This window comes from Tateyamaria armeniaca, assembly GCF_045797845.1.
GTDB lineage: Bacteria > Pseudomonadota > Alphaproteobacteria > Rhodobacterales > Rhodobacteraceae > Tateyamaria > Tateyamaria armeniaca.
This window is the reverse complement of record NZ_JBHDIY010000002.1, coordinates 3,088,407-3,113,394: the sequence shown is the minus strand read 5'-3', so window position 1 is coordinate 3,113,394 and position 24,988 is coordinate 3,088,407. Positions and strand designations below refer to the sequence as shown.

Annotated in this window: 27 protein-coding genes, 2 tRNA genes and 1 pseudogene; 17 read left to right on the top strand and 13 right to left on the bottom strand. The window is 61.4% G+C overall.

Annotation, left to right across the window (positions count from 1 at the left end):
- Positions 1-15: 15 nt before the first annotated feature.
- Positions 16-90 (bottom strand) — tRNA-Asn (locus ACERZ8_RS15835).
- Positions 91-171: 81 nt separating this feature from the next.
- Positions 172-1,074 (bottom strand): MBL fold metallo-hydrolase, encoded by a 903-nt coding sequence (locus ACERZ8_RS15830; protein WP_407593112.1) that lies wholly within the window; start codon positions 1,072-1,074, stop codon positions 172-174.
- Between the two features lie 56 nt (positions 1,075-1,130).
- Between ACERZ8_RS15830 and ACERZ8_RS15825 the strand changes: the two are divergent.
- From ACERZ8_RS15825 to ACERZ8_RS15815, 3 genes and pseudogenes are all read left to right on the top strand, one after another.
- A pseudogene (locus tag ACERZ8_RS15825) lies at positions 1,131-2,449 on the top strand (ATP-binding protein).
- A gap of 81 nt (positions 2,450-2,530) precedes the next feature.
- A complete protein-coding gene (locus ACERZ8_RS15820; RefSeq protein ID WP_407593111.1) occupies positions 2,531-2,980 on the top strand; it encodes a DUF4442 domain-containing protein in 450 nt (149 codons plus the stop codon).
- Between the two features lie 8 nt (positions 2,981-2,988).
- On the top strand, positions 2,989-3,357 hold the full coding sequence (locus tag ACERZ8_RS15815; protein ID WP_407593109.1) for a GFA family protein: 369 nt from the start codon (positions 2,989-2,991) through the stop codon (positions 3,355-3,357).
- Positions 3,358-3,367: 10 nt separating this feature from the next.
- On the opposite strand, the gene ACERZ8_RS15810 is transcribed toward ACERZ8_RS15815, so the two are convergent.
- A tRNA-Ile gene (locus tag ACERZ8_RS15810) sits at positions 3,368-3,444 on the bottom strand.
- Positions 3,445-3,556: 112 nt separating this feature from the next.
- Here ACERZ8_RS15810 and ACERZ8_RS15805 point away from each other — a divergent pair.
- The 4 genes from ACERZ8_RS15805 (at position 3,557) to rnd (ending at position 6,936) form a co-directional block, all read left to right on the top strand.
- Positions 3,557-3,997: an ABZJ_00895 family protein gene (locus tag ACERZ8_RS15805; RefSeq protein ID WP_407593108.1), complete on the top strand. Its 441-nt coding sequence runs from the start codon at positions 3,557-3,559 to the stop codon at positions 3,995-3,997.
- A gap of 51 nt (positions 3,998-4,048) precedes the next feature.
- The gene (gene purM, locus ACERZ8_RS15800; protein ID WP_407593107.1) at positions 4,049-5,113 is read left to right on the top strand and encodes a phosphoribosylformylglycinamidine cyclo-ligase; all 1,065 of its coding nucleotides are present in this window, start codon (positions 4,049-4,051) and stop codon (positions 5,111-5,113) included.
- Positions 5,110-5,700 carry a phosphoribosylglycinamide formyltransferase gene (gene purN, locus ACERZ8_RS15795; RefSeq protein ID WP_407593106.1) on the top strand — a complete coding sequence of 197 codons (591 nt, stop codon included), beginning with the start codon at positions 5,110-5,112 and terminating at the stop codon, positions 5,698-5,700. The genes purM and purN overlap by 4 nt, the downstream gene beginning before the upstream one ends.
- 75 nt (positions 5,701-5,775) lie before the next feature.
- Entirely contained in the window at positions 5,776-6,936 is a 1,161-nt protein-coding gene (gene rnd, locus ACERZ8_RS15790) for a ribonuclease D (RefSeq protein ID WP_407593105.1), read from the top strand.
- 15 nt (positions 6,937-6,951) lie between these two features.
- Here rnd and ACERZ8_RS15785 read toward each other — a convergent pair whose 3' ends face one another.
- Positions 6,952-7,485 (bottom strand): hypothetical protein, encoded by a 534-nt coding sequence (locus ACERZ8_RS15785; RefSeq protein WP_407593104.1) that lies wholly within the window; start codon positions 7,483-7,485, stop codon positions 6,952-6,954.
- 133 nt (positions 7,486-7,618) lie between these two features.
- Between ACERZ8_RS15785 and ACERZ8_RS15780 the strand changes: the two genes are divergently transcribed.
- A complete protein-coding gene (locus tag ACERZ8_RS15780; RefSeq protein WP_407593103.1) occupies positions 7,619-8,023 on the top strand; it encodes a SufE family protein in 405 nt (134 codons plus the stop codon).
- A gap of 78 nt (positions 8,024-8,101) precedes the next feature.
- Here ACERZ8_RS15780 and ACERZ8_RS15775 read toward each other — a convergent pair whose 3' ends face one another.
- The 3 genes from ACERZ8_RS15775 to ACERZ8_RS15765 are packed head-to-tail and all read right to left on the bottom strand — an operon-like array spanning position 8,102 to position 10,005.
- The gene (locus tag ACERZ8_RS15775; protein WP_407593102.1) at positions 8,102-8,734 is read right to left on the bottom strand and encodes a DUF1638 domain-containing protein; all 633 of its coding nucleotides are present in this window, start codon (positions 8,732-8,734) and stop codon (positions 8,102-8,104) included.
- Positions 8,725-9,270, bottom strand: coding sequence for a thioredoxin family protein (locus ACERZ8_RS15770; RefSeq protein WP_407593101.1), 546 nt, complete (start codon positions 9,268-9,270; stop codon positions 8,725-8,727). Before ACERZ8_RS15770 ends, ACERZ8_RS15775 begins: the two co-directional genes overlap by 10 nt.
- Positions 9,271-9,303: 33 nt before the next feature.
- On the bottom strand, positions 9,304-10,005 hold the full coding sequence (locus ACERZ8_RS15765) for a corrinoid protein (protein ID WP_407593099.1): 702 nt from the start codon (positions 10,003-10,005) through the stop codon (positions 9,304-9,306).
- 200 nt (positions 10,006-10,205) lie between these two features.
- On the opposite strand from ACERZ8_RS15765, the gene ACERZ8_RS15760 reads away from it, so the two are divergent.
- Positions 10,206-11,282, top strand: coding sequence for a PA0069 family radical SAM protein (locus tag ACERZ8_RS15760; RefSeq protein WP_407593098.1), 1,077 nt, complete (start codon positions 10,206-10,208; stop codon positions 11,280-11,282).
- A 4-nt stretch (positions 11,283-11,286) separates the two neighbouring features.
- On the opposite strand, the gene bmt is transcribed toward ACERZ8_RS15760, so the two are convergent.
- A complete protein-coding gene (gene bmt, locus ACERZ8_RS15755; protein WP_407593097.1) occupies positions 11,287-12,303 on the bottom strand; it encodes a betaine--homocysteine S-methyltransferase in 1,017 nt (338 codons plus the stop codon).
- Between the two features lie 222 nt (positions 12,304-12,525).
- Positions 12,526-12,846: a DUF1476 domain-containing protein gene (locus ACERZ8_RS15750; RefSeq protein ID WP_407593096.1), complete on the bottom strand. Its 321-nt coding sequence runs from the start codon at positions 12,844-12,846 to the stop codon at positions 12,526-12,528.
- 150 nt (positions 12,847-12,996) lie between these two features.
- On the opposite strand from ACERZ8_RS15750, the gene purC reads away from it, so the two are divergent.
- The 7 genes from purC to ACERZ8_RS15715 all read left to right on the top strand — a co-directional run bounded on the left by purC (position 12,997) and on the right by ACERZ8_RS15715 (position 22,031).
- On the top strand, positions 12,997-13,758 hold the full coding sequence (gene purC, locus ACERZ8_RS15745; protein WP_407593094.1) for a phosphoribosylaminoimidazolesuccinocarboxamide synthase: 762 nt from the start codon (positions 12,997-12,999) through the stop codon (positions 13,756-13,758).
- A gap of 23 nt (positions 13,759-13,781) precedes the next feature.
- Positions 13,782-14,012, top strand: coding sequence for a phosphoribosylformylglycinamidine synthase subunit PurS (gene purS, locus ACERZ8_RS15740; protein ID WP_407593093.1), 231 nt, complete (start codon positions 13,782-13,784; stop codon positions 14,010-14,012).
- Positions 14,009-14,677, top strand: coding sequence for a phosphoribosylformylglycinamidine synthase subunit PurQ (purQ, locus tag ACERZ8_RS15735; RefSeq protein ID WP_407593092.1), 669 nt, complete (start codon positions 14,009-14,011; stop codon positions 14,675-14,677). Before purS ends, purQ begins: the two co-directional genes overlap by 4 nt.
- A 36-nt stretch (positions 14,678-14,713) precedes the next feature.
- The gene (locus ACERZ8_RS15730) at positions 14,714-16,504 is read left to right on the top strand and encodes a sensor histidine kinase (protein ID WP_407593090.1); all 1,791 of its coding nucleotides are present in this window, start codon (positions 14,714-14,716) and stop codon (positions 16,502-16,504) included.
- Positions 16,505-16,510: 6 nt separating this feature from the next.
- Positions 16,511-17,845 carry a sigma-54-dependent transcriptional regulator gene (locus tag ACERZ8_RS15725; RefSeq protein ID WP_407593089.1) on the top strand — a complete coding sequence of 445 codons (1,335 nt, stop codon included), beginning with the start codon at positions 16,511-16,513 and terminating at the stop codon, positions 17,843-17,845.
- A gap of 3 nt (positions 17,846-17,848) precedes the next feature.
- Positions 17,849-18,655, top strand: a complete 807-nt coding sequence (locus ACERZ8_RS15720) for a hypothetical protein (protein ID WP_407593088.1) — start codon at positions 17,849-17,851, stop codon at positions 18,653-18,655.
- A 733-nt stretch (positions 18,656-19,388) separates the two neighbouring features.
- Positions 19,389-22,031: an Rne/Rng family ribonuclease gene (locus tag ACERZ8_RS15715; protein WP_407593087.1), complete on the top strand. Its 2,643-nt coding sequence runs from the start codon at positions 19,389-19,391 to the stop codon at positions 22,029-22,031.
- 42 nt (positions 22,032-22,073) lie between these two features.
- Here the strand turns inward: ACERZ8_RS15715 and ACERZ8_RS15710 are convergent, their stop codons facing one another.
- Positions 22,074-22,301 carry a sulfurtransferase TusA family protein gene (locus tag ACERZ8_RS15710; RefSeq protein ID WP_407593086.1) on the bottom strand — a complete coding sequence of 76 codons (228 nt, stop codon included), beginning with the start codon at positions 22,299-22,301 and terminating at the stop codon, positions 22,074-22,076.
- Positions 22,302-22,395: 94 nt separating this feature from the next.
- Between ACERZ8_RS15710 and ACERZ8_RS15705 the strand changes: the two genes are divergently transcribed.
- Positions 22,396-23,148, top strand: coding sequence for a cytochrome c biogenesis CcdA family protein (locus ACERZ8_RS15705; RefSeq protein ID WP_407593085.1), 753 nt, complete (start codon positions 22,396-22,398; stop codon positions 23,146-23,148).
- On the opposite strand, the gene ACERZ8_RS15700 is transcribed toward ACERZ8_RS15705, so the two are convergent.
- From ACERZ8_RS15700 to fumC, 3 genes are read right to left on the bottom strand one after another with little or no spacing between them, the layout of a single operon-like run.
- Positions 23,145-23,372: a ribbon-helix-helix domain-containing protein gene (locus tag ACERZ8_RS15700; RefSeq protein ID WP_407593084.1), complete on the bottom strand. Its 228-nt coding sequence runs from the start codon at positions 23,370-23,372 to the stop codon at positions 23,145-23,147. The two genes, ACERZ8_RS15705 and ACERZ8_RS15700, sit on opposite strands and share 4 nt — an antisense overlap.
- On the bottom strand, positions 23,369-23,566 hold the full coding sequence (locus ACERZ8_RS15695) for a DUF4169 family protein (RefSeq protein WP_407593083.1): 198 nt from the start codon (positions 23,564-23,566) through the stop codon (positions 23,369-23,371). Before ACERZ8_RS15695 ends, ACERZ8_RS15700 begins: the two co-directional genes overlap by 4 nt.
- Complete coding sequence (gene fumC / locus ACERZ8_RS15690; RefSeq protein ID WP_407593081.1) at positions 23,563-24,954, bottom strand: class II fumarate hydratase; 1,392 nt, start codon at positions 24,952-24,954, stop codon at positions 23,563-23,565. Before fumC ends, ACERZ8_RS15695 begins: the two co-directional genes overlap by 4 nt.
- Positions 24,955-24,988 lie beyond the last annotated feature (34 nt).

Here is a 24,988-nt window from a genome sequence, read left to right as displayed (position 1 = left end):
TTCTTTTTGGAGAAATGGCTCCGGCGGTAGGGATCGAACCTACGACCAATTGATTAACAGTCAACTGCTCTACCGCTGAGCTACGCCGGAACGGTTCGCGCCGTATAGCAAGGCGGATTCCTGTCGTCTAGAGGGTTTGCAAGGCTCGGCGCTAAAAAAGTGCGACCCGCATCACGTCCGCTCGAACGTGGTGTCCGCAGTGAGTGCGCCGAGCGCACGCGTCTGAGATTTTCCCATCAAGTCAATGAGATGCGCCAAGACATTGCGCGTTGCGGCGGGCAGCAACGCGGCAGGTGTGTCCGTGTAGACGGAGCGCGCGATGGCGGCAGCGGTTGCGGGGCCTGCGTCAAGGGCGCTCAGAATAGCCACTTCGCGCGATATGCGATGCGCGATCAGCCAGTCGAGACGTGCGTTGGGCTCTGCGATTGGTGCGCCGTGGCCGGGAAAGAACGTCCGCCACTTTTGCTGCGCGAGACGGTCGCACGACAACATGAAATCGGTGAGATCCCCGTCCGGAGGTGAGACCAGCGAACTGGCCCATCCCATGACGTGATCCCCGGTCAGGCACACATCGTTCCAGCCAAGGCAGATGTGATTGCCCAGATGTCCAGGGGTGTGGATCGCCGACAGCTCCCAATCCGCGCCCGCAATGCTAGCGCCATCTGACAGGATGATGTCGGGCTCAAACCCGTGGTCGATTCCCTCGCCACCCCCGCTCATACCTGCTGCCACAAGCTGCGCCATCACGGCACTGCGCCCCGCATCCGATGGGCCAAAGGCCAGCACCGGTGCGCCCGTGGCTTCGGCCAAAGGCCGAGCGAGCGGAGAGTGGTCGAGATGGCTGTGCGTCACGACGATGTGGCTGATCTTTTGCGTGGGCTCAACGGCATGCAGGACCGCCTCCAGATGTGATGGAGTGTCCGGGCCGGGGTCGATGACCGCCAGGTCGCTGTGACCGACCAGATAGGTGTTTGTGCCGCGATAGGTCATGGGCGACGGATTGGGGGCGACGATGCGGCGCAGCCCGGGTTCCAAGACTTCGGCGATGCCGATGGGCGGGTCGAAATTGTCCATCTGCATCGGCGGTCTTGTTCCTTTAAGTCATGCGCGCTGCACGCTAGGTTGCGCGCATGTTCTTTCAGTGGCTCAAACAGTACATGCCCAGAGGCATCTATGCCCGTGCGGCGCTGATTCTGGCGCTGCCTGTCATATTTGTGCAGCTTGTCGTGTCGGTGGTGTTTGTATCGGACCATTTTGAGGATGTCACACGGCAGATGAGCAACGCCGCCGCGCGCGAAGTACGCCTTGTGCTGTCCGTGATCGAAGGGGCCGACACGCTGGACAATCTCGATGCGCGGGCGGCAGATGTGATTGGGCCGCTCGACATCACCGTAGAGCCCGTGGATCAAAGCGCACTTGCCTTGCCGGATCGGCGCGTCTGGTACGACTTTTCCGGCATCGTGATAAACCAGAATATCCGGGAACAGATACCGCAGGTCGCTGTTGTCGACCTGTCCAATGACCGCATTGTGCGCCTTGTGCTGGACACAGATCCCGGGCCCATCGCGATGCAGTTTGACCGACGCCGCGTGTCTGCCGCAGCGCCCCATCAACTGTTGGTCAACATGGTGTTTTTCGGCGTTCTGATCACCATCATCGCCTTCATCTACATGCGCAATCAGTTGCGTCCGATCAAACGGCTGGCCAATGCCGCCGAGGCGTTCGGGCGGGGCAATGCCATTCCCTATACGCCCGCAGGCGCCGCCGAGGTGCGGGCCGCGGGCACTGCCTTTGTGGACATGCGGGCGCGGATCGAACGCCAGATCGAAACACGCACCCTGATGCTGTCCGGGGTCAGCCACGATCTGCGCACCCCGCTGACGCGCATGCGCCTTGCCCTGTCGATGCTGGAGGACGAGGATCGCATCCCGCTGGAACGCGATGTGGACGATATGCAGGAGATGATCGACGCCTTCCTCAGCTTTGCAAAAGGCGAAAGCGAGGGCGAACCGGAAGAGGTTGACCCGATTGCTTTGGTCCGCGCGTTGGTTGAGGACGCGGAGCGGGGCGGCTTGCCCGTGGCAATGGCAGAGGTCGAAGGCGAGGGCACTGTCACCTTGCGCGTGGCCGCAATGCGCCGTGCCATCGACAATCTGATCGCCAATGCGGTGCGCTATGGACGGCGTGCCGAAGTGTCGGTCCGGGTCAGCGACAAATCATTGCGTTTCCGGGTCGAGGATGCAGGCCCGGGTATACCAGAGGAAAGCCGCGCGGACGCGCAGCGCCCGTTTGTGCGCCTTGATGCGTCCCGAAATCAGGATCAGGGATCGGGCGTGGGCCTCGGCCTTGCCATTGCGACGGACATCGCCCGCGCCCATGGCGGCGTATTGCGCCTTGGGCGAAGCGAAAAACTGGGGGGCTGCGGGCGGACATCGTGATTGCACGCTGATCCGGCGTTCCGCAACGGCACGCTTGCCCGAGACGCGCAAAGGCCCCTAGCCAATAAAAAATAGATCAAGGAGCACGCCGCATGACCCCATACGACATGATCAAGCACCATATGGAAAAAACCATTCCCTTTGCCGCCCATGTGGGCATCGAGTTGATTGAAATCGGCGACGGCGTGGCCACAGCAGCGCTGGATCAGCGTACCGAAACCAGCAACCACATCGCTTCGCAACATGCGGGTGCGATGTTCACGCTGGGAGAGGCCGCATCGGGCGGCGCATTGGGCGGGGCGCTGGCACCTGTGCTATTGGAAGTGCGCCCCGTCGCGGCAGGCGCACAGATCAAATACGTCAAGATCGCCAAGGGCCGTCTGACCGCCACCGCCCGGACCAGCGTGCCAGGCTCCGAATTGCTGGCCACATTGAAAGACGTGGGCAAGGTCGCCTTTGCGGTCGACGTGGACATCCGCGACGCCGAGGGCGACACGGTGGTGAGCATGACTGTGGACTGGCACGTGAAGAAGGCAGGGTAAGGCGCGCAATGACCTATGCTGGCGGGTGTCAATGCGGCGAGGTCCGCCTTGTTGCGACAGGTGCGCCCAGACGTGTCGGCATTTGCCACTGTCTGGATTGCCGCAGACACCACGGCGCTGCCTTTTATGCCGCCGCCGTGTTCGAGGACGCAGCCGTGCAGGTCACCGGGGCCGTGCGCAGCTATGAGGGACGCGCCTTTTGTCGGCACTGCGGCAGCCCGGTCTATGCGCGCAGCGAAGGCGAAATCGAAGTCCATCTGGGCGCGCTCGATCCGCCGCACGACCTCGTGCCAACCTACGAATTGTGGTGCATCCGCCGCGCGGAATGGTTGCCGCCGTTCGCAGGCACAACCTGTTACGCGCGCAATCGCGACTGAGGCGGGGATATGGTAGGCCCGGCAGGACTTGAACCCGCAACCAAAGCGTTATGAGCGCTCTGCTCTAACCAATTGAGCTACAGGCCCGCCATGACGCTTGGCTAGCCAGAGCGGCGTCAAAGGTCAAGCGATTGGCGTGCTTGCCGCAGGGGCCTGTGCAGGTTACGCACAGCACGGACAAGAAACGTGAGACACCGCAATGACAGATGCCCAGATATTGAAACGCTACACGGTGGTCACCCTGATCACTTTCGTGGCCCTGATCCTGATCAGTTTGGCCCTTGATGTGCTGGCGGGTGTTGATGCGGGTGCAGGTATGGGCATCGCCTCGATCATCGTGCCTGCGATGGATGCGGGCGGAACCTATGTGCGCAAGACCGGCACATTGCTGGACAAGCCACGGATGTGGCGGCTGGCCCCGATCTTCACGATGATCAACTTCGGGCTGGGTCTGCTGATCCTGATGGGCTTTTCCGCTCTATCCGGGTTCAACATCGGCGTCGTTCTTGCGCAGGTGGGATTTGTCGGCATGCTTTTGATCCTTGTGGGCGTCATGGGGCTTTACCTGCTGGTGGGTCGCTTTTTCCTTGGAATGGGGGCGCGCAGCGAGATGAAGCGGCAAGAAAGAACGCGCCGCTGAACAGCGGCCATGGACGGCGCGGAACCTCCTTGGTAGGGGGTGCGCACTGTGATGACGGAGCATGACATGGCCGAACCCGGCAAGAACGGAATGACCTACGCCCAGGCGGGCGTGGATATCGACGCGGGCAATGCGCTTGTCGAGCGGATCAAGCCTGCGGCCGCGGCCACCAAACGCGCAGGCGTCGCCTCGGGCCTCGGTGGTTTTGGCGGGTTGTTTGATCTCAAGGCCGCAGGGTTCACTGACCCTGTGCTGGTTGCCGCCACTGACGGCGTGGGCACCAAGCTGCGCATCGCTATCGACACCGGCAACGTGGACGGCGTCGGCATTGACCTGGTGGCGATGTGCGTGAACGATCTGGTGTGCCAAGGCGCTGAACCCTTGTTTTTCCTCGACTACTTCGCCACTGGAAAGCTGGAGCTTGATCAGGCCGCACGCATCATCGAAGGGATCGCGAAAGGGTGCAGCGCCTCAGGCTGTGCCCTGATCGGAGGCGAAACGGCAGAGATGCCGGGCATGTATCCGGCAGGCGATTTCGACCTTGCAGGCTTTGCCGTCGGCGCGATGGAGCGTGGCACCGACCTGCCTTCGAACGTGAGCGCGGGCGACGTGCTGCTGGGCCTTGCCTCGGACGGGGTGCATTCCAACGGCTATTCGCTGGTGCGCCGGATTGTCGAGGCGTCGGGCCTTGGATGGGCTGATGCCTGTCCGTGGGGCGAGGGCAGTCTGGGCGCGGCGTTGCTGACGCCCACGCGCCTTTACGTCAAAGCGGCATTGGCCGCGATCCGCGCAGGCGGTGTGCATGGGTTTGCCCATATCACGGGCGGCGGTTTGACCGAAAACCTGCCACGTGTCCTGCCGGACGGCCTTGGGGCCACGGTCGACCTTGGGGCATGGGACTTGCCGCCAGTGTTCCGGTGGTTGGCCGAAACCGGTGGGATGGAACAATCAGAAATGCTCAAGACCTTCAACGCAGGCATCGGCATGGTCGTGGTCGTCAGCCCGGACGCTGTCGCTGACGTTACAGCCGCGCTGACGGACGAGGGACAAACGGTTGTGACCCTTGGCCAGATCGGTACGGGGCAAGGCGTGCGCTATTCAGGCGCGCTTTGGTGAGCAAACGGGTTGGCATCTTCGTCTCTGGCGGCGGGTCCAACATGCGCGCGCTGGTCGAGGATATGCAGGGCGATCACCCGGCACGGCCCAGCGTGGTTCTATCGAACAACGAAAGAGCGGGCGGGATCGCGTGGGCGCGTACGCAGGGCATCGCGACCGAAGTGATCGATCACCGGCCCTATGGTGCGGATCGCGCGAGTTTCGAGGCAGCAATTACGGACGCGCTGGCGCCTTACGATCTGGATATCATTTGCCTTGCGGGGTTCATGCGGGTTCTGACGGGAGGCTTTGTCGCGCCGTGGCAGGGCCGGATGCTGAACATTCACCCGTCCTTGCTGCCGAAATACAAGGGCCTCAACACCCACGCCCGTGCGCTTGATGCGGGCGATACGGAACACGGATGCACCGTGCATCTGGTCACCCCGGCGCTGGATGACGGCCCGATCCTCGGACAGGCGCGTATTGCAATTGAACCGGGCGACACGCCTCAGACACTGGCGGCGCGTGTGCTGGTGCAGGAACATCGCCTTTACCCGGCCACCCTGCGCCGGTTCGCCGCCGGGAACACCACGCCCCTCACGCTCTAGCAACGCCCCGTCGATTGCTATAGCGTCCCTCAGATCACACGGTGCCGAGCACCGCAAAAGCCAAGAAGTTCGCGTATGAAAACAATAACAACGACCGACGACCTCACCGCATATTGCAAAGAGGCGGCCAACCACGCGTACATCACGGTCGATACTGAGTTTTTGCGAGAGCGCACCTATTACTCCAAACTGTGCCTGATACAGCTGGCGATGCCGGGTACCACGGATGACAATGCCGTTCTGGTGGACCCGCTGTCGGGCGGGCTGTCGCTTGAGCCGCTATACGATCTGTTTCGCGACACGTCCGTGGTCAAGGTGTTCCATGCCGCCCGGCAGGACCTCGAAATCTTCTATGTCGATGCGCAGGTGTTTCCCGAACCCCTGTTTGACACGCAGGTCGCGGCCATGGTCTGCGGCTTTGGTGAACAGGTCGGCTATGAGACGCTGGTGCGCAAGATCGCGCGGCAACCGCTGGACAAGACCTCGCGTTTTACAGACTGGTCGCGCCGTCCGCTGACGGATGCCCAAAAGACATACGCGCTGGCCGATGTCACGCATTTGCGCCAGATCTACGAATTTCTGGCCGCCAAGCTGGAAGACAGCGGGCGCGCGCGCTGGGTGTCCGAAGAGTTGCAGACTCTGCTTACCCCGGAGACCTACATCATCGATCCACGCAACGCCTGGAAGCGGGTGAAGACACGCACCTCATCCTCGAAATTTCTGGCCGTGGTGCAGGAACTGGCCGCATTCCGCGAAAGCCATGCCCAAAGCCGCAATATCCCCCGCAACCGGGTCTACAAGGATGATGCGCTTGTCGAACTGGCCAGCAACAAGCCCAAGTCGCTCGAAGACCTTGGCCGCTCGCGTCTGTTGCTGCGAGAGGCGCGCAAGGGCGACATTGCTGACGGCATTCTGGCGGCGGTTGCGCGCGGTGTTGCGATGGCCCCCGAAAAGCAGCCCAAACCGGATCGCAGCCGCGAAAAGCTGCAGGTGAACCCGGCTTTGGCCGATCTGCTGCGCGTGCTTTTGAAGGCCAAGACGGAAAGTGCGGGCGTGGCGGCAAAACTGATTGCGACAGCCTCCGATCTGGATGAACTGGCGGCAGGGGTGCGGGATGTGGCCGCCCTCAAGGGATGGCGTTCCGAGGTCTTTGGCGAAGACGCCTTGCGGTTGTGCGAGGGGCGCGTGGCGCTGACAGCCGACGGCGCGGACATCCGCATTATTGCATTGGACTGAGTAAGCGCGGGTTGCCTAGCGGCGAGTTGTCGTTTGAGCGTTGCGTTCGCCTTCGACCCGGATCACGCGCACATCGCGCAATTCCCGATCACTGAGACTGACGGCGGCGGTCACCGTGCGCACACGCGTTGACGTGGTGCGGCGCAGATCGCGCGGGCGCTCGGCCTCAAGCCTGTAGGTCAGCACGCCGTCCACAGGTTCGGCATCGTCGTTGGCCGGGGTCAATCGCACGCTGAACGGTCCATCATAGGCCGAGATGCCCGTGGCGCGCACAATCGCACCGCCCGGCACGCGTTCAATGACCAGTCCGCTGACCTGATCAACCGGACGGCCACGGTATTCTTCGATCTGGTTGCGGGCCGAGCGGAACAGCCCGCCACGGTCGTTCACCGGGATCAGCGGGTTCGTCTGCGCGCGCGTGTCCTGTTCGATTGGTTCGGACCGGCTGTTTCCAAACCAGTTGAACGGGTTGACCCGGCTGTCCCGGATTGCGCCGCACGCGCTGAGGGAAAGCGTTGCAATCAAAACTGTTGTCGTCAAAAGGCGCATTGTCTGCTCGCGTGTTTTTCTTGGCTCTTTTGGTAACGGATGTCGCCCCGCTTGAAAAGCGCCCATTGCCGCACTGGACCTTTGCAGGTGCAGCGCCTACGTCTCGGACCACGGAAGATGGCATGAGGGTCAAATGGCAAGCGCTGCATTCGAAGAGGTTGTGGAGGATTTCGAGTTCCTTGAGGACTGGGAAGATCGCTATCGCTATGTGATCGAGCAGGGCAAGGCGATGGAGCCGCTGGATGAGGCGCTTAAAGTGCCTGCGACCAAGGTCGAGGGCTGCGCGAGCCAGGTGTGGTTGCATGCGACGGTCGAGGATGGCCGGTTTCACTTTGACGGCGACAGCGACGCGATGATCGTCAAAGGCCTGATCGCTCTTTTACGGCGTCTTTACAATGGCTTGGACGCCAAAGCCGTTCTGGATGTGGATGCGCGGGCCGAGATGACGCGCCTTGGTCTGAACGATCATTTGTCAGCGCAGCGCTCCAACGGGTTGCGCGCCATGATCGAACGCGTGCGCGCTGTGGCCGCCGGGTGATCCAAAGGCCGCCTTGCGGCGACGCGATTTGATTTTGTGAATGGGGCGCGGCCCCCAAAACCCCCGGGATTTTTCAAGTCAGAGACGGGCGAGCGTGGTTTTCAGATCGCCATAGCCAGTGAATCGACGTTCAAAGGCGAGGCCGAGTTGGTCGGCGGCTTGTTTTGCCTTTTCGGTCAGCGCCGGATCGTCGGTCTGGGCCTGATAGACCAGCTTTTCATAATTGCCGAAATACATGTCGCGAAGTTCGGGGTGACGGTCCAGCCCCATCGGTTTGAGGATGAACGCTTCGAACTGGCGCACGAGGAAATCGGTAAGATAGAAGGCCGTGAATTCACTTTCACTGTGGTGCGCAAATCGTTCATTTCCTTCGAAAAAGCTATAGCAATGCGGGCCTGCGACCATCTGAACCCCCATCTCGTCGCAGGCCGCTTGCAGCAACCCACCTGTGCCGCAATCGGCATACACCACGAAAATAGTCGCATAAGCGCCCTGGTGTTTGGCAACCGCCTTACGGACTTCTTCGGTGATCTTTTCGGGATAGAGGTGCAGCTTGGCGGGCAGGCAGGTGAGGTCCATATGGTCCCAGCCGTTGAGCGCCTTGAGGTCGAGGATTTCGCGTGCCAACGCACCGCAGGCGATCAGCAGGATGCGTCCTGTGCCCGTGGCATCCAGTCCTTGTTCGGTCAGTGTTGTGTCGCTCAGCGCCATTTGATCGAGCAGCCCATGCTGGCAACCTGATCCTGCGGCCCCTGACCGGTTGCTGCAATGTCGCGCATCGCGTTCACCAGTTCGGGCGTGCGGTTCGTCGCATCGCCCATGCGTGCATCATCCAGCCGCCCGCGATACTGCAACTGCCCCGCGCCATTGAGGCCAAAGAAGTCAGGCGTGCAGATGGCATCGTAAGAGCGGGCCACGCTCTGATCCGCGTCGATAAGGTAAGGAAAGGGGAAATTGTGCGTTTCGGCAAAGGCGATCATACGGTCGGGCGCATCGGCTGGATAGCTGTCGTAATCATTGGACATGATGGCCAGCACACCGATCCCTTCGTCCTGCAGAATCTGCGCATCCGCCGCTAGCCGCTCGGCAATGGCGATCACGTAAGGGCAATGATTGCAGATGAAGGCGATCAGCAGACCCTTTGAGGTCAGATGGTCGGCGGATCGATGCAGTTTGCCATGGGCGTCGGGCAGCTCGAACGCAGGCGCGGCCCAGCCGAAATCGCACAGGGGCGTGTCTCGCAGCATGTGTCCGTCTCCTCGGGCCTTTGGGGGCCGAAGTTATCCGGCCGCCATCTGGTTGTGTTTGCGCGCCACGAATTCCTTGGCCGTTTCCACCGCCACAGCGGCATCGCGGCAATAGGCGTCCGCGCCAATGGCCTTGCCGAATTCCTCGTTCAGAGGGGCACCGCCGACCAGAACAATGTAGTCGTCCCGGATACCTTTTTCGACCATCGTGTCGATCACCACCTTCATATAGGGCATCGTGGTGGTGAGCAGGGCGGACATACCGAGGATATCTGGCCCTTCGGCCTCGATCGCATCAAGGTATTTTTCAACGGCGTTGTTGATGCCCAGATCGACCACTTCGAAACCCGCACCTTCCATCATCATGGACACGAGGTTCTTGCCGATGTCGTGGATGTCGCCCTTGACTGTGCCGATCACCATCTTGCCGACGCGCGGCGCACCGGTTTCGGCAAGCAGGGGTTTGAGGATCGCCATGCCACCCTTCATCGCGTTGGCGGCCAGCAGCACTTCGGGCACGAACAGGATCCCGTCGCGGAAATCCGCGCCCACGATGGTCATGCCACCCACCAGCGCTTTGGTCAGAATATCGTAAGGGGCCCAGCCGCGTTCCAGCAGGATGTTCACGCCTTCTTCGATCTCTTCGCGCAGACCGTCGTAGAGATCGTCGAACATCTGTTGGACAAGCTCTTCGTCGTCGAGTTCGGACAGGATGATTTCGTCTTCGTCTGACATGGTCTTTCCTTGAGCCTTGAGATGTCGGGCGCGGGCCCGCCTTCGCTTTTACATCTTATCGGTCAGAATGCCGCAGGGCCACTGTCCGGATTGCGACATGCCTTGGATCAGGCGCGACGCGCGCGTTAATGGACACAAGTGTGTGACTGATTTTCAACTCTTTTCTGGCATGTGTTCCTTATTTGTTCTAAGTTTTAACCATGAAACCCGATCTGCAGACGAAACAGCCGAAAGGACGCGGGGCGTTGACCAACAGCGTCAGCCGTTTTGACAACGTCACCCGGCATGGTGTGGATGACGGCTGGGATGTGGACGAGGCCCTGCCGACCCTGCGCACCGAAGTGAGCATTGAGCGCCCGCGTTCGATCATTTCGTACAATCGCTCGCCCGACTTGCCCTTTGATCGTGCGATCAACCCCTATCGGGGGTGCGAACATGGCTGCGTCTATTGTTTTGCCCGGCCCAGCCACGCCTATCTGGGCCTGTCGCCGGGGCTCGATTTCGAGACGAAGCTGGTGGCCCGGCCCGATGCGCCGGATGTGCTGCGTGCAGAGTTGGCGAGGCGCTCTTACAAAGTTGCGCCTATCGCCATCGGCACGAACACCGATCCCTACCAGCCCATCGAGAAAGAGCGTGGGATCATGCGCGCCTGCCTTGAGGTGCTGGAGGAGTGCGGTCACCCCGTCGCCATCGTCACCAAGGGGGCGCTTATCGAACGTGATCTTGATATTCTGGGCCGTATGGCGCGGCGCGGGCTGTTGCGGGTCGGGATTTCACTCACGACAATGGATGCGACCCTGTCGCGGTTGATGGAACCCCGTGCACCATCCCCGAACCGTCGCTTGCAGATGATACAGAGGCTCAGCGCGGCAGGCGTGCCCGTGCGCGTGATGGCCTCGCCCATGGTGCCCGCGCTGACGGACCCCGAATTGGAAGACATTCTGGCACAAGGCAAAAGGGCAGGTGCGCGCACAGCGTCCTGGATTATGTTGCGCCTGCCGCAAGAGGTCTCAGGGCTGTGGCGGGACTGGTTGGCGATGCATTTTCCAGACCGTTCGGGGCGTATCATGGCGCGGCTGCGCGAGATGCACGGCGGCAAGGAGTACGACGCACGCTGGGGCCACCGGATGCGGGGCGAGGGGGCCTATGCCGAGATGGTCGCGGCACGCTTTGCCGTCGCAATCAAGCGGTTGGGGCTCAAATCCTCGGCCCCGCCGATGCGTGTCGATCTGTTTCAGCCCCCGGTGCGGCCAAGCGCACAGCTGAGCCTGTTCTGACCCCTCAGGCGACGCGCCGGTTGCCACGCCGCTTGCGCGTCGGTGCCGTGTCATCACCCGTGCCGTCGCCTGCCGAGGTGAACGCGCCAAGGGCCGCAACGATGGCATCCAGTGTTGGCGCCGCAGCTTTTGGCCGGGTGTCGAGCGCTGTGCGCATCATGCGCAGATGGGCAGGGGTCGTTCCGCAGCATCCGCCGATGATTGATGCGCCACAGTCGCGGGCAAGGGCGGCGTAATCGGCCATCAACTCGGGTGTGCCGTCATAGTGGATATGGCCGTCATGGTATTTCGGAATGCCCGCATTGCCCTTGGCGATCAACGGGATCTCGGTGCCGGTGGCGGCAAAGCCCAGCAGCGTGCGCAGCAGGTCCGATGCGCCTGTGCCGCAATTGGCCCCGAAGGCCAGTGGCGGGTTGGGCAGACCCGCGACCAGCTTGGCCATGTCGGTGCTGGTCACACCCATCATGGTGCGCCCGGCGGTATCAAAGCTCATCGTGCCAACCCAAGGCAGGTCGGCCAGCGCGAACCCTTCGGCGGCTGCGGTGAATTCTTCGGGGGCCGAAATCGTCTCGACCCAGCCTATGTCGGCGCCGCCTGCTTTCAGGCCCGCCGCGGTTTCGTGAAACATCTCGACCGCATCGGCGTGGGACAGGGTGCCGACCGGTTCCATGATGTCGCCCGTTGGGCCAACTGATCCGGCAACGATTACGCGGCGGCCTGCGCTGTCGGCGACATCGCGTCCGATTTCGGCGGCCAGCTTGCTCAATTCAAAGGCACGGTGGCCTGCATCATGCAGCTTCAGGCGCGAGGCGTTCGCCCCGAACGAGTTGGTGAGAAACACATCGCTGCCCGCATCCACAGCCCCTTTGTAAAGGGTCGTGATCTTTTCGGGTGCGGTTTCATTCCAAAGCTCGGGCGCGTCACCGGCCATCAATCCCATTTCGAACAGGTTCGTGCCGGTGGCACCATCGGCCAGCAACGTGCCCTTTTCGGCCAGAAGGTCGGAGAATGGGTTGGTCATATGTAAACTCCTCGCGCGCGCGTGTCAGGTGCCCCACATCTCACAGGCGCGTGATTGAAGAAACTTCATAATATTCATCTCCTTAATGAGGCGCGTTTGTATTGGCGGTCTTTGCGTCCCGGCAGAGGCGCGGGCAGGCAAAGTGCAAAGACAAAAGAAAAGCGCGCGAACACAGGGTCCACGCGCTTTCTCAGAACATCAGTTGTGCTCTGTATTTCTTTGTTATTCCTCGACTTCGCTCATCACTTGCGATTTGGCCTCGGCCATAAGCGCCACCATGGTGGAGCGGATTGTGGTTTCGTCCGCCAGATCGCCCAGATCGCCAGACACCTTGCGGTAGACGTCTTCGTCCCCGGCCTCTTCGAAATCCGCGGCAACCACTTCCTTGGCATACTCCGCCGCATCCTCTGCGGATTTGCCCATCAGTCCGGCCGCCCACAGGCCCAGCAGCTTGTTGCGTCGAGCTTCCGCCTTGAACAGCATTTCTGCGTCATGGGCATATTTGTTTTCAAAGGCGTTTTCGCGGTCGTCAAAGGTGCTCATGGGCCTACTCCGTGGGATCAGTTGTTGTCTTAAGATATGCGGGGGGCGGGCGCGCCATGCAACCCCTTTGCTTGCGGCACTTCATCGATACGCTTATGAGGACGCGAGGCGCGGCAGACTCACCCTGCCGCCCCGAGGGAAAGGACGCCCATGGCGCGACGCAAAAAGATTTACGAAGGCAAGGCCAAGATCCTTTATGAAGGTCCCGAGCCGGGCACGATTGTTCAGTATTTCAAGGACGACGCCACCGCCTTCAACGCTCAGAAAAAAGAAGTGATCGACGGCAAGGGTGTTCTGAACAACCGCCTGAGCGAGTTTTTCATGACAGGCCTCGCGCAAATCGGGGTGCCGACGCATTTCATCAAACGGCTGAACATGCGCGAACAACTGGTCCGCCAGGTGGAAATCGTGCCTTTGGAAGTGATCGTGCGCAACTATGCCGCCGGCACCATGAGCCAGCGTTTGGGCATCGAAGAGGGCACGCAATTGCCCCGGCCCATTGTCGAATATTGCTACAAGGACGACGCCCTGGGCGATCCGCTGGTGACCGAGGAACATATCGCCGCCTTCGGCTGGGCCAGTCAGCAGGACATGGACGACATCCTCAGCCTTGCTCTGCGCGTCAACGATTTCCTGAGCGGCGTGATGATGGCCGTCGGCATCCGTCTGGTCGATTTCAAGATCGAGGTCGGCCGCGTCTATGACGGTGATTTCATGCGCCTGATCGTGGCGGACGAGATCAGCCCGGACAGCTGCCGCTTATGGGACATCGAAACGGGCCAAAAGCTCGACAAGGACGTGTTCCGCCGCGATCTGGGCAATCTGACAGATGCCTATACCGAAGTCGCGCGCCGTCTGGGTGTGATGCCCAAGACATCCTCGCCCATCACCAAACCCACACTGATCAACTGAGCGCCAAAGAAATAGGAGCGGACATGAAAGCAACTGTGCATGTGATGCTGAAAAACGGCGTTCTGGACCCGCAAGGCGAAGCCGTACGCCACGCGCTTGGTGCCCTTGGCTTTGAGGGGGTAAGCGGCGTGCGTCAGGGCAAGGTGATCGAGCTTGATCTGGCCGATGGTACATCCGAGGCGGACGTGAACGCGATGTGCGAAAAGCTGCTGGCCAATACGGTGATCGAAAGCTACCGGGTCGATCTGTCATGAAGGCGGCTGTTGTCGTCTTTCCCGGGTCCAACTGTGATCGCGACCTTGCGGTGGCCTTTCGCGCCGCGGGGGCGGATGTGCAGATGGTCTGGCACAAGGACACTGACCTACCGGATGGCATCGATATTGTCGGCGTGCCGGGCGGCTTTTCCTTTGGTGACTATCTGCGCTGCGGGGCCATTGCGGCCAATTCGCCGATCTGCCGGGCCGTCAAATCCCATGCAGAACGCGGCGGCTATGTGCTGGGCATTTGCAACGGCTTTCAGGTGCTGACCGAAACCGGCATCCTGCCCGGTGCGCTGTTGCGCAATGCGGGCCTCAAATACATCTGCAAGACAGTTGGGCTGAAGGTCGAAACCTCGCAATCCATCTATACCGAAGGGTACAATGCAGGTGACGTCGTCGACATTCCCATTGCCCATCACGATGGCAACTATTTTGCGGATGATGCAACGATGGACGCCCTGCGCGCCGAGGATCGCATCGCCTTCCGCTATACGGACAACCCGAACGGGTCGATGGGGGACATCGCGGGCATCCTTTCGCACAACCGACGCGTGTTGGGCATGATGCCCCACCCCGAACGGGCGGCGGATTCGGGCCACGGCGGCACGGATGGACAGGCGTTGTTTCGCGCAGTGGCCGGTCAACTGACCACGGCGTGACTTGAGGGGCAGGGCGCGCGCGCCTATGCTGCGCCCATGGGTCCGTTCTCGCAGATCGCAAACATAAGACACGCCCCGCGCATCATTGGCTGGCGTGTGCGCGCCGCACTTGTGGTGCTGACAGTGGCGGCTGTGGCCACGGTTTTCTTTACCAATCGCTTGCTGACCGACCGCTTTACCGAAACCACCAAGAACCGCGCGGAACTGCGGCTTGCGCTATATTCCGGCAACCTGCTGAGCGAGCTGCGCCAGAACGCCATTGTGCCGCAATTGCTGGCGCGCGACCCGACGCTGATCGGGGCGTTGAATTCCGCCGACTATCAGCAATCCACCCAGCGCCTGATCTCGTTCGTTGAAGAAATCGGTGCGGCCAACCTGCTGCTGCTGGATATCGACGGGCGCGCGGTGGCCGCCACGGACCGCAATCGCCTGGGCACCAATCACAGCGCGGACCTGTATTTTGTCGATGCTTTGCGCGCCGCCGGCACCGTGTTCACGACAACCGAGCGTGAGGCGGGCGGTTTTTCGTTCACCTATTCCCGCAAGATCATGGCGGGCGGCGACGTACTGGGCGTCATCGCGGTCGAGGTCGATCTGCAGAAGTTCGAACGGGCTTGGGCCGGGATCTCGGCTGCCGTCTTTGTGACCGACAGTGTGGGCCAGATCATCCTTGCCACCGAACCGCGCTGGAGGGGACGCACCGAGGAAGACGCGCTGGAACGCCAGACCCCGCAAAGCGCGATTGAGCGCGCGATCCGCGCCACTGCGGATTGGACGGCTCTGCCTGCGGATGCCTACATTCAGGGCGAGGCGGTGATGCGTCTGGAAAACCGCATTCCCTTCCGTGGCTGGCGCATGACTTCTTTCACCACCTACGAGTCGGTGCGTGAGCGGGTGAACGGCGTTCTTGCCATCGAGATCATGGGATTCGCCATTCTGCTGGCGCTGGCATTTTATGCGCTCAGCCGCCGTTCCGCCTCGCGGCTGGCCCTGTCTGCGCGCGAGTCGGCAGAGCTTCGCCATCTGAATGCGCAGTTGCAGCGGGAAGTCGCCGAGCGCAAACGGGTGCAGGAAGACCTTGCCGTGGCCGAGCAAACCCTTGAACAATCGTCCAAACTCGCCGCCCTTGGCGAGATGTCAGCGGCCGTCAGTCACGAGCTGAACCAGCCCCTTGCGGCGATGAAAACCTACCTTGCGGGTGCGCGCCTTTTGTTGCGCCGCAACCGACCGGACGAGGCGCTGGTCAGCTTTGGCCGCATTGACGATCTGATCGAGCGAATGGGGGCAATCACACGCCAGCTCAAATCCTATGCGCGCAAGGGTCAGGATGCGTTAAGCCCTGTGGATATGGCCGATGCGCTTGCCTCGAGCCTGTCGATGATGGAGCCGCAACTGCGTCAGCGCCGGGTCCAGATCAACCGCGTGCTGCCCCCGGACCCGGTCGAAGTGATGGGGGATCGCCTGCGCATTGAACAGGTCATGGTCAACCTGCTGCGCAATGCCATCGATGCGACCAAGACGGTGCGCGCGCCGCAAGTCGACATCATCCTGTCGGCCGGTGAAACCGCGACCCTGACCGTGCGTGACAATGGCCCGGGCATTGCCGATCTCGATGCCCTGTTCGAACCTTTTTACACCACCAAGCAGCCCGGCGACGGCGTGGGCTTGGGGCTTGCCATCTCATCGGGCATTGTCAACGATCTGGGCGGGCGGTTAACAGCGCGCAACGGCCAGTCCGGTGGTGCCGTCTTTGAGATGCAGTTGCCCGTGCTGGGCGAACAGACAGACGACGAAGACGACGACCAGAAAGTAGAAGCGGCGGAGTAAGTTCAGATGACCCAAGCGATGAAAATTGCCATTGTCGATGACGAGCAGGACATGCGTCAGTCCATCAGCCAGTGGCTGGCGCTGTCAGGATATGACACCGAAACCTTTGCCAGTGCTGAGGACGCGCTGAAAGTGCTTGGCCCCGAATACCCAGGCATTGTCATCTCGGACATCAAGATGCCCGGTATGGACGGCATGCAGTTCCTCAAAAAGCTGATGGGCAATGACAGTGCCCTGCCTGTGATCATGATCACCGGCCACGGCGATGTGCCGATGGCCGTCGAGGCGATGCGCGTGGGTGCGTTCGACTTTCTTGAAAAGCCGTTCAACCCGGATCGCATGTCCCAACTGGCCAAGAAGGCCACGGGCCAGCGTCGCCTGACTATGGACAACCGCGCCCTGCGCCGCGAGTTGTCGGATGGCGGCCAGTTGATGAAAAAGCTGATCGGTCAAAGCCCGGTGATGGAGCGTCTGCGTGAGGATATCCTCGATCTGGGGCAAGCGGACGGCCACGTGCTGATCGATGGCGAGACGGGCACGGGCAAGACGTTGGTGGCTCATGCCCTGCACGCGGTAGGCAGCCGGGCGGGCAAACGATTTGTCCTGATCAGTTGTTCAGCCTGGGAGGAAGAGGCGCTGGCCAAGCGTCTGTTTGGCCCGATGAATCCCGAAGACGCGCAACTGCCCGCCATCGAAGAGGCGCGCGGCGGCACCCTTGTGCTGGAAGACATCGAAGCGCTGAGCGAGAGCCTGCAGGCCCGTCTGCTAAGCATCATCAACGAACAGGGCACGCCTGCCGAGACCCGCATCGTTGGGATCAGCAACCTGCAAGAAGCGGGGCGCACCTGCGAGGATGCGCTGCGCCCGGACCTTTATTACCGTCTGGCCGCGCTCAAGATCACCGTGCCTCCGCTGCGCCAGCGCGGCGAGGATATCCTGACCCTGTTTACGCGGCTCAGCGATCAATTCTCGGACGAATATGGCTGCGATGCCCCCAAAGTATCCGCACAAGAGGCGGCACAACTGTTGCAGGCCCCGTGGCCGGGGAACGTGCGCCAGTTGATCAACATCGCCGAACGCGCCGTGTTGCAGGCGCGCCGGGGGACTGGATCAATCGCGTCCCTGCTGATGAACGATCACGAGGAAATGCAGCCCGTCATGACAACCGAGGGCAAGCCCCTTAAGGAATATGTCGAGGCATTCGAGCGGATGCTGATCGACAACACGATGCGCCGCCACAAAGGGTCCATCGCCTCTGTCATGGACGAATTGTGCCTGCCACGCCGGACCCTGAACGAAAAGATGGCCAAGTACGGGCTGCAAAGGTCCGACTACCTCTAGGCCATGGATATCGGGGCCGGTATTGCACGGCATTTCATCATGGGCGGGCTGTTTTACCTGCTCTACCTGCTTGTGCCGCTGCTGGGGTTCTGGTTGTGGCGCAAGGGGTTGCGGTTCTGGGTCTGGCCACTGGCGCTGATCTGGATCGCAGGCTTTGTGCTGGTGCCGCTGGTCGAATACCAGCGCGCCCGGTTGCAGGCCGAGGCGAACTGGTCCCTCGCAATCCTGCCCGACAGTGTGCCCATCGATGGCAAAGTCTTTGTCAGCGACGACACAGTGCGCACGCCCCACACAGCCATTCACAGGTTCAGCGAACCGGCAGGCAGTTTCGGATTGTACAACCGCGAAGAAATGGCGACTGCGCTGGCCGCCGGACCCGTCGACTTTGCCGATCTGCGGTTTTTCGAACACGTGCCCGCGCCGGGCGAATACAAGGACCGCAAGACTGTCGAAACGCCGCCGGGCACGCGGGTCGCGGCGGACTATCTGATGCTGTCGCATTTTCGCGGCCCCGCGCGCGCCATCCTCGACACGATCACCCATCCCGCAACCGACAGCCTGCCAAACGGGTTTGGGGTGGACTACATGATCGTCGACGTCAGCGATCCGGCGGCGTTCGATCTGAGCACAGCGCGCATCACGATGCTGCTGCCCTATGCCTCCAAAAGCTACTATGCGTGGCCCTTCAATCCAATGGTGCGTCAGGTCTATAGCGCCGCCGATTACGCCACGCAGCGCGACATCCAGCTGGATCTGTTCTGTGCCAACCTGTCCGAGCAGAAGCGCGACCGCTGCCGTCGGGACATGTGACGGCGCATCGCCAAAAACCGAGCATTTCTATCGAAAAAACCGATTCCTGACGCCTTAATGGTCCAAGACGGCGCGCATGATTGCGTCCGGCTCCAGCGATTGGAAGGGAGACGTGGTTTGAACGTCGTAGGCAATGGGGAAGTACCCAAGCACTGTCGAAGACATTCTGGCCAAGCTGACCGATCTGATCAAACGGATGAAACAGGGCAAAGCCTTTGAAATCCTGTGACCCCGTCGGCTCTTAACGCCGCGCACCGCGCGACGCACAGGTGTGCATCAAAAACATGCACCCACACGCATAACGGGAAACTATTACGCGCCCATCCGGGTGCGCGCCTCAGATTTCCCATTGTCTTTTCGTTCTCATTCCCTTTATCTACGTCTACGGGGTTCCGACGCTGTTTCGCGTCGCCCCGGATACGAGTTTCGCTGTTATGGATGTTGTGTCGGGCCAGACCCACGGACGTTTTGACAGACCGATTGGGCCCTGAAAGGGGCCACGAGATGCTGACGCAGACGCAGGTCTGGTGCAGCTAATGAACGGATGCAGCGCCCCGAGGGGTGATTTGCGTCGGAGAAGAACCGCGATGACACGCGCGAGAACATTGAGAGTTCCAGCAGAAGGCCCTTGGGGTCACGGCTGCCGCGTGCCGCACATCGCCCAGACAAGACACAATTCGCGATCGTTGGCACCCCCGGGTGGCAGTTTCGCGCGATTGTGCAATGGACTTACATGGCTAAGAAAATGCTTATCGATGCCACCCACGCGGAAGAGACACGCGTTGTGGTGGTTGACGGAAACAAGGTCGAGGAGTTTGACTTTGAATCCGAGAACAAACGCCAGCTTGCTGGCAACATCTATCTTGCAAAAGTAACACGGGTCGAACCGTCGCTTCAGGCGGCGTTTGTGGACTATGGCGGCAACCGTCATGGCTTCCTCGCCTTTTCGGAAATCCACCCCGATTACTATCAGATCCCCGTCGCCGACCGTCAGGCGCTGATGGAGGAAGAGCGCGCGTATGTTGAGGCCCAGAAGGCCCGCGACGAAGCCGAGGATAAACCCAAGCCCAAGCGCCGTTCGCGCTCGCGCAGTGCCGCGGCCAAGGACAAGGATGCCAAGGCGACCCAAGAGATCGACGGCATGGAGACCATCGATCTTGAGACCGACGGCGAGACCGAGGCCGAAGTGCCAGCGGACGAAGCGGCATCGCCCATGGAGACTGTGGCCGAAACCCCGGTGGAAACGCCTGCTGCGGATGAGGCCGAGGACGACACAGATGACGTGACAGACGCGACATCCGAGGATGACGACGAGGACGAGGATGACGTCAAGAAGGGGCCCGATGCGGCCTCCAAGGACGACAGCATCGAATCCGTCGCCGATGATGACGACAGCGAAGACATTCGTCCGGCGCGCAAACCCCGCCCCAAGCGTTACAAGATCCAGGAAGTCGTCAAAGTGCGGCAAATCCTGCTGGTGCAGGTCGTCAAGGAAGAGCGCGGCAACAAGGGCGCGGCCCTGACCACCTACCTGTCTCTTGCCGGCCGTTATTGCGTGCTGATGCCCAACACTGCCCGTGGCGGCGGCATTTCCCGCAAGATCACCAACGCCGCCGACCGCAAGAAGCTGAAAGAGATCGCGAACGAAATCGACGTGCCAACAGGCGCGGGCCTGATCGTGCGCACCGCCGGTGCCCAACGCACCAAAGCCGAGATCAAGCGCGACTACGAATACCTGCAACGCCTGTGGGAACAGATCCGCGAGTTGACGCTGAAATCCATCGCTCCGGCCAAGATCTACGAAGAAGGCGACCTGATCAAACGCTCGATCCGCGACCTTTACAATCGCGACATTGACGAGGTGTTCGTGGAAGGCGAGCGGGGCTATCGCACCGCCAAGGACTTCATGAAAATGATCATGCCGTCCCATGCCAAGAACGTGAAGCTCTACACCGAAAGCCTGCCGCTGTTCGCGCGCTATCAGGTGGAAACGTACCTTGGGGGCATGTTCAACCCGACCGTGCAGCTGAAATCCGGTGGTTACATCGTGATCGGCATCACCGAGGCGCTTGTGGCGATCGACGTGAACTCCGGCCGCTCCACCAAGGAAGGGTCGATCGAGGACACCGCCCTCAAGACCAACCTTGAGGCTGCCGAAGAAGTCGCCCGCCAGTTGCGTCTGCGTGACCTTGCGGGCCTGATCGTCATCGACTTTATCGACATGGACGAGCGCAAGAACAACGCCGCCGTCGAAAAGCGGATGAAGGACAAGCTGAAAACGGATCGTGCCCGCATTCAGGTGGGTCGCATTTCGGGTTTTGGCCTGATGGAGATGTCGCGCCAGCGCCTGCGTCCCGGCATGATCGAGGCCACGACACAGCCCTGTTCGGCCTGTCACGGCACCGGTCTGATCCGTTCGGACGACAACCTGGCCCTGTCCATCCTGCGCCAGATCGAAGAGGAAGGCACGCGTCGCCGGTCGCGCGAGGTGCTGGTCAAGGCACCCGTTGGCATCGCCAACTTCCTGATGAACCAGAAGCGCGAACACATCGCCCAGATCGAGGCGCGCTATGGCCTGTCCGTGCGCATCGAAGGTGAGCCGCATCTGATCAGCCCGGATTTCACGCTTGAGAAGTTCAAGACTGCGACCCGCGTGGTCAAAGCGGTCGAGACGGCTGTCGTCTCGGTCGATACATCGCTGATGGATCAGGTCGACGAGGACGATGCAGAAGTGGTCGAAGACGAGGCACCCGCCGCCGCAGGGTCTGCACCGGTCAGCGAACCGGCACAGGATGACGGCGAGCAAAAGCCCAAGCGTCGCCGCCGTCGGCGTCGTCGTGGTCGCGGCAAGGGCAATGGTCAGGACAACAACGGGTCTGACGACTCCAACAGCGATGCCGACAGCACCGAAGCGTCTGAGGCAACTCCGGACGCCACCGCTGATGCGCCCGAAGCAGCTCCGGAAGGCGAGGGCGACGCGCCCGCGCCCAAGAAGAAGCCAACGCGCACGCGGCGTTCTAAATCGTCTGGCAAGCCCAAGACGGAAGAGGCGGCACCGGTTGAAGATCAGGCAGCCCCGGCTGAACCTGCGGACGCCGCGCCAGCCCCCACCGAAGCCCCCGAAGCCGAGGCCGAGGCGGAACCCGCGCCCAAGCCAAAGAGGACGCGCAAACGCGCACCCAAGGCCGCTGCGCAAGAGGCACCTGCTGCCGAAGAGGCCCCCGTGGCCGCAGCACCGGAAGAGGCCGCACCTGCAGCGCCGGAGCCAACGCCGGAACCACCCGCACCCGAGCCTGTCGGCGCCGGCGCGGACACGGTGGTCGAAGATGAGCCGCCCAAGCCGAAAAAACGCGGCTGGTGGTCGCTGGGTAAGTGAGATCAGGGGCGCTCCGATGGGGCGCCCTTTTTCGTCAAGGGCCTAGCCCTTGCGGATCACATATGTCTGCACGTCGCCTGCAAGATCGCTTGAGATCAGCGTATGCCCGGCCTCGGTGCAAAAATGCGGGACATCGACGATGGCCGCCGGATCGTCAGCCTGCACGGTCAGGACCTCGCCCGACCCAATGGCCTGCAAGCGCTTGCGCGCTTTAAGCACGGGCAGAGGGCAAAGCAGCCCCGTTGCATCAAGGTGATATGCGTCGTCCATACCCTGCACTTAGGGGCGATGTTTCAGCCTGTCCACAGACATGTGACCACGCAGGGGCGTGACGCGGGGAACACGCCGGGATAGGGGTGGCATTATGTTCGGAATCGACATCATCGACGCAAGCCTTCTGCCCGCCATGAGCATCGCGCTGCTTGCGGGCATCATCAGCTTTCTGAGCCCCTGCGTGCTGCCGATTGTGCCACCGTATCTGGCCTATATGTCGGGGATGAGCGTGTCCGAGATGTCCGAAGGGCGTTCGGGGCGCAACCGCGCCACGATCACGGCGCTGTTCTTTGTCCTTGGCCTGAGCACCGTGTTCCTGTTCCTCGGCTTTGCCGCATCGGCCTTTGGCGCGTTTTTCCTGATGAACCAGGTGCTGTTTTCGCAGATTTCCGGCGCGATCATCATGATCTTTGGCCTGCATTTTCTGGGCGTGTTTCGCATCCCGTTCCTCGATCAAGAGGCGCGGATGGAGGCGGGCGATCACGGCGGGTCGTCCTTTGGGGCCTACATTCTGGGCCTTGCCTTTGCCTTTGGCTGGACACCCTGCATCGGCCCGCAACTGGGTGCGATCCTCACGCTTGCCGCCTCCGAGGCGTCGGTGACGCGTGGCACATTCCTGCTGGGTGTCTACGCGGCAGGTCTGGGCATTCCGTTTCTGCTTGCGGCGATGTTCATGAGCCGGGCGATGGGCGTCATGAACCGGATCAAACCCTATATGGGTGTGATCGAAAAGGTGATGGGCGGGCTGTTGTTGCTGGTGGGAGCGGCGATGCTGTTTGGGCTGTTCACCCGCTTTTCCTTCTGGCTGCTTGAACAGTTCCCGGTGCTCGCGACGTTCGGCTAATCGGCGGCCCGCGCAGTCAACCGTTTCAGGACAAACACACGAATGGCCGAGGCCAGCCCCACATCCGCACCACGATTTGCATCAATATCGCTCGCCAATGCGTTGATTGGCTTGCCTTCTTCGGCAGCGATATCGCGGAACGCGCGCCAGAACTCAGGCTCCAGCGACACGCTGGTGCGATGACCCTTCAACGTCAGGGAATGCTTTTGCGGGCGCGCGCTCATGCCTCATCTTCACCCCGGTCGCGCAATGCCTTGCCATCAAGCAGCCGGATTGTGCGCTCCTTTTCCGCCTGCGCTTTGCGCTTTTCTGCCTTGCTGCGTCCAAAGGCCACTGCGTTGGCCTCGGCCTGCGCCTTGTCTGCGGCACGCGCGCGCGCCTTGCGCACTTTGTTGAGATTGACGGGGCTGTCGCTCACTTGGGGCCGATCATGTTTTCCGGGCGCACCACGCGGTTGAACGTTTCTTCATCGACGAAGCCCAAGGCGATGGCCTCCTCCAGCAGTGTCGTGCCGTTCTTGTGCGCAGTCTTGGCGACCTTGGTGGCGTTGTCATAGCCGATTTCGGGGGCGAGGGCCGTGACCAGCATCAGGGATTCGCGCATCAGCTTGTCGATCCGCACCCGGTCCGCATCAAGGCCGACCACAAGATTGTCGGTAAAGGCGGATGCCGCATCTCCCAAAAGCTGCATGGATTGCAGCACGTTATAGGCCATCATGGGTTTGTAGACATTCAATTCAAAGTGCCCCTGCGACCCGGCAAAACCCACGGCCGCATCATTGCCCATCACGTGCGCACAGACCTGGGTGAGTGCTTCGCATTGGGTCGGGTTCACCTTGCCCGGCATGATCGAACTGCCGGGTTCGTTTTCCGGCAGAACCAATTCGCCCAGACCGCAGCGCGGGCCAGAGCCAAGCAGGCGGATATCGTTGGCGATCTTGAACAGCGAGGCAGAGACGGTTTTCAAAGCACCCGACATCTCGACCATCGCGTCATGGGCCGCGAGTGCTTCGAATTTGTTGGGGGCCGTGACAAAGGGCAGGCCTGTGATGTCGGCCATATGGGCGGCCACAGCCTCGGCCCAGCCATGTTTGGTGTTAAGGCCCGTGCCCACGGCAGTGCCGCCTTGCGCCAGTTCATAGATGCGCCCCAGCGCGTCCTTGACCCGCTGAATGCCCATGGCGACCTGATGGGCGTAGCCGCCAAATTCCTGTGACAGCGTCAAAGGGGTGGCATCCTGCGTGTGGGTGCGCCCGATCTTGATGATGCCGTCAAAGGCCGTGACCTTGGCCTCAAGGGCGGCGTGCAGCTTTTCCAGCCCCGGCAGCAATACCTGATGGGCAGTCATTGCAGTCGAGATGTGCATGGCCGTCGGGAATGTGTCGTTGGAGGATTGGCCCATGTTGCAGTGATCGTTGGGGTGCACCGGGTCTTTCGACCCGATCACGCCGCCAAGGGTTTCGATGGCACGGTTCGCGATCACCTCGTTGGCGTTCATGTTGGATTGCGTGCCCGATCCGGTCTGCCAGACCACAAGGGGGAAGTTGTCGTCAAACTTGCCCGCGACCACTTCGGCGGCGGCGGCGATGATCGCATCCGCCAGCGTCGCGTCCAGATCGCCCTGCGCTTTGTTCTGCATCGCGCAGGCCTGCTTGATCACCCCCAGCGCGCGCACGATGGCGACAGGCTGTTTTTCCCAGCCGATGGGGAAATTCATGATCGAGCGCTGAGTCTGTGCGCCCCAATACTTGTCGGCAGGAACTTCGAGCGGTCCAAAGCTGTCGGATTCGGTGCGGGTGTCGGCCATCGGGCGGCTCCTTGCTGCAATTCGTATGTCTTGC

Bases quoted from the DNA above. Each gene is read 5' to 3' on its own strand.
- ACERZ8_RS15830 (WP_407593112.1), bottom strand. From the start codon at position 1,074: ATGGACAATTTCGACCCGCCCATCGGCATCGCCGAAGTCTTGGAACCC.
- ACERZ8_RS15820 (WP_407593111.1), top strand. From the start codon at position 2,531: ATGACCCCATACGACATGATCAAGCACCATATGGAAAAAACCATTCCC.
- ACERZ8_RS15815 (WP_407593109.1), top strand. From the start codon at position 2,989: ATGACCTATGCTGGCGGGTGTCAATGCGGCGAGGTCCGCCTTGTTGCG.
- ACERZ8_RS15805 (WP_407593108.1), top strand. From the start codon at position 3,557: ATGACAGATGCCCAGATATTGAAACGCTACACGGTGGTCACCCTGATC.
- purM (WP_407593107.1), top strand. From the start codon at position 4,049: ATGACGGAGCATGACATGGCCGAACCCGGCAAGAACGGAATGACCTAC.
- rnd (WP_407593105.1), top strand. From the start codon at position 5,776: ATGAAAACAATAACAACGACCGACGACCTCACCGCATATTGCAAAGAG.
- ACERZ8_RS15785 (WP_407593104.1), bottom strand. From the start codon at position 7,485: ATGCGCCTTTTGACGACAACAGTTTTGATTGCAACGCTTTCCCTCAGC.
- ACERZ8_RS15780 (WP_407593103.1), top strand. From the start codon at position 7,619: ATGGCAAGCGCTGCATTCGAAGAGGTTGTGGAGGATTTCGAGTTCCTT.
- ACERZ8_RS15775 (WP_407593102.1), bottom strand. From the start codon at position 8,734: ATGGCGCTGAGCGACACAACACTGACCGAACAAGGACTGGATGCCACG.
- ACERZ8_RS15770 (WP_407593101.1), bottom strand. From the start codon at position 9,270: ATGCTGCGAGACACGCCCCTGTGCGATTTCGGCTGGGCCGCGCCTGCG.
- ACERZ8_RS15765 (WP_407593099.1), bottom strand. From the start codon at position 10,005: ATGTCAGACGAAGACGAAATCATCCTGTCCGAACTCGACGACGAAGAG.
- ACERZ8_RS15760 (WP_407593098.1), top strand. From the start codon at position 10,206: ATGAAACCCGATCTGCAGACGAAACAGCCGAAAGGACGCGGGGCGTTG.
- bmt (WP_407593097.1), bottom strand. From the start codon at position 12,303: ATGACCAACCCATTCTCCGACCTTCTGGCCGAAAAGGGCACGTTGCTG.
- ACERZ8_RS15750 (WP_407593096.1), bottom strand. From the start codon at position 12,846: ATGAGCACCTTTGACGACCGCGAAAACGCCTTTGAAAACAAATATGCC.
- purC (WP_407593094.1), top strand. From the start codon at position 12,997: ATGGCGCGACGCAAAAAGATTTACGAAGGCAAGGCCAAGATCCTTTAT.
- purS (WP_407593093.1), top strand. From the start codon at position 13,782: ATGAAAGCAACTGTGCATGTGATGCTGAAAAACGGCGTTCTGGACCCG.
- purQ (WP_407593092.1), top strand. From the start codon at position 14,009: ATGAAGGCGGCTGTTGTCGTCTTTCCCGGGTCCAACTGTGATCGCGAC.
- ACERZ8_RS15730 (WP_407593090.1), top strand. From the start codon at position 14,714: ATGGGTCCGTTCTCGCAGATCGCAAACATAAGACACGCCCCGCGCATC.
- ACERZ8_RS15725 (WP_407593089.1), top strand. From the start codon at position 16,511: ATGACCCAAGCGATGAAAATTGCCATTGTCGATGACGAGCAGGACATG.
- ACERZ8_RS15720 (WP_407593088.1), top strand. From the start codon at position 17,849: ATGGATATCGGGGCCGGTATTGCACGGCATTTCATCATGGGCGGGCTG.
- ACERZ8_RS15715 (WP_407593087.1), top strand. From the start codon at position 19,389: ATGGCTAAGAAAATGCTTATCGATGCCACCCACGCGGAAGAGACACGC.
- ACERZ8_RS15710 (WP_407593086.1), bottom strand. From the start codon at position 22,301: ATGGACGACGCATATCACCTTGATGCAACGGGGCTGCTTTGCCCTCTG.
- ACERZ8_RS15705 (WP_407593085.1), top strand. From the start codon at position 22,396: ATGTTCGGAATCGACATCATCGACGCAAGCCTTCTGCCCGCCATGAGC.
- ACERZ8_RS15700 (WP_407593084.1), bottom strand. From the start codon at position 23,372: ATGAGCGCGCGCCCGCAAAAGCATTCCCTGACGTTGAAGGGTCATCGC.
- fumC (WP_407593081.1), bottom strand. From the start codon at position 24,954: ATGGCCGACACCCGCACCGAATCCGACAGCTTTGGACCGCTCGAAGTT.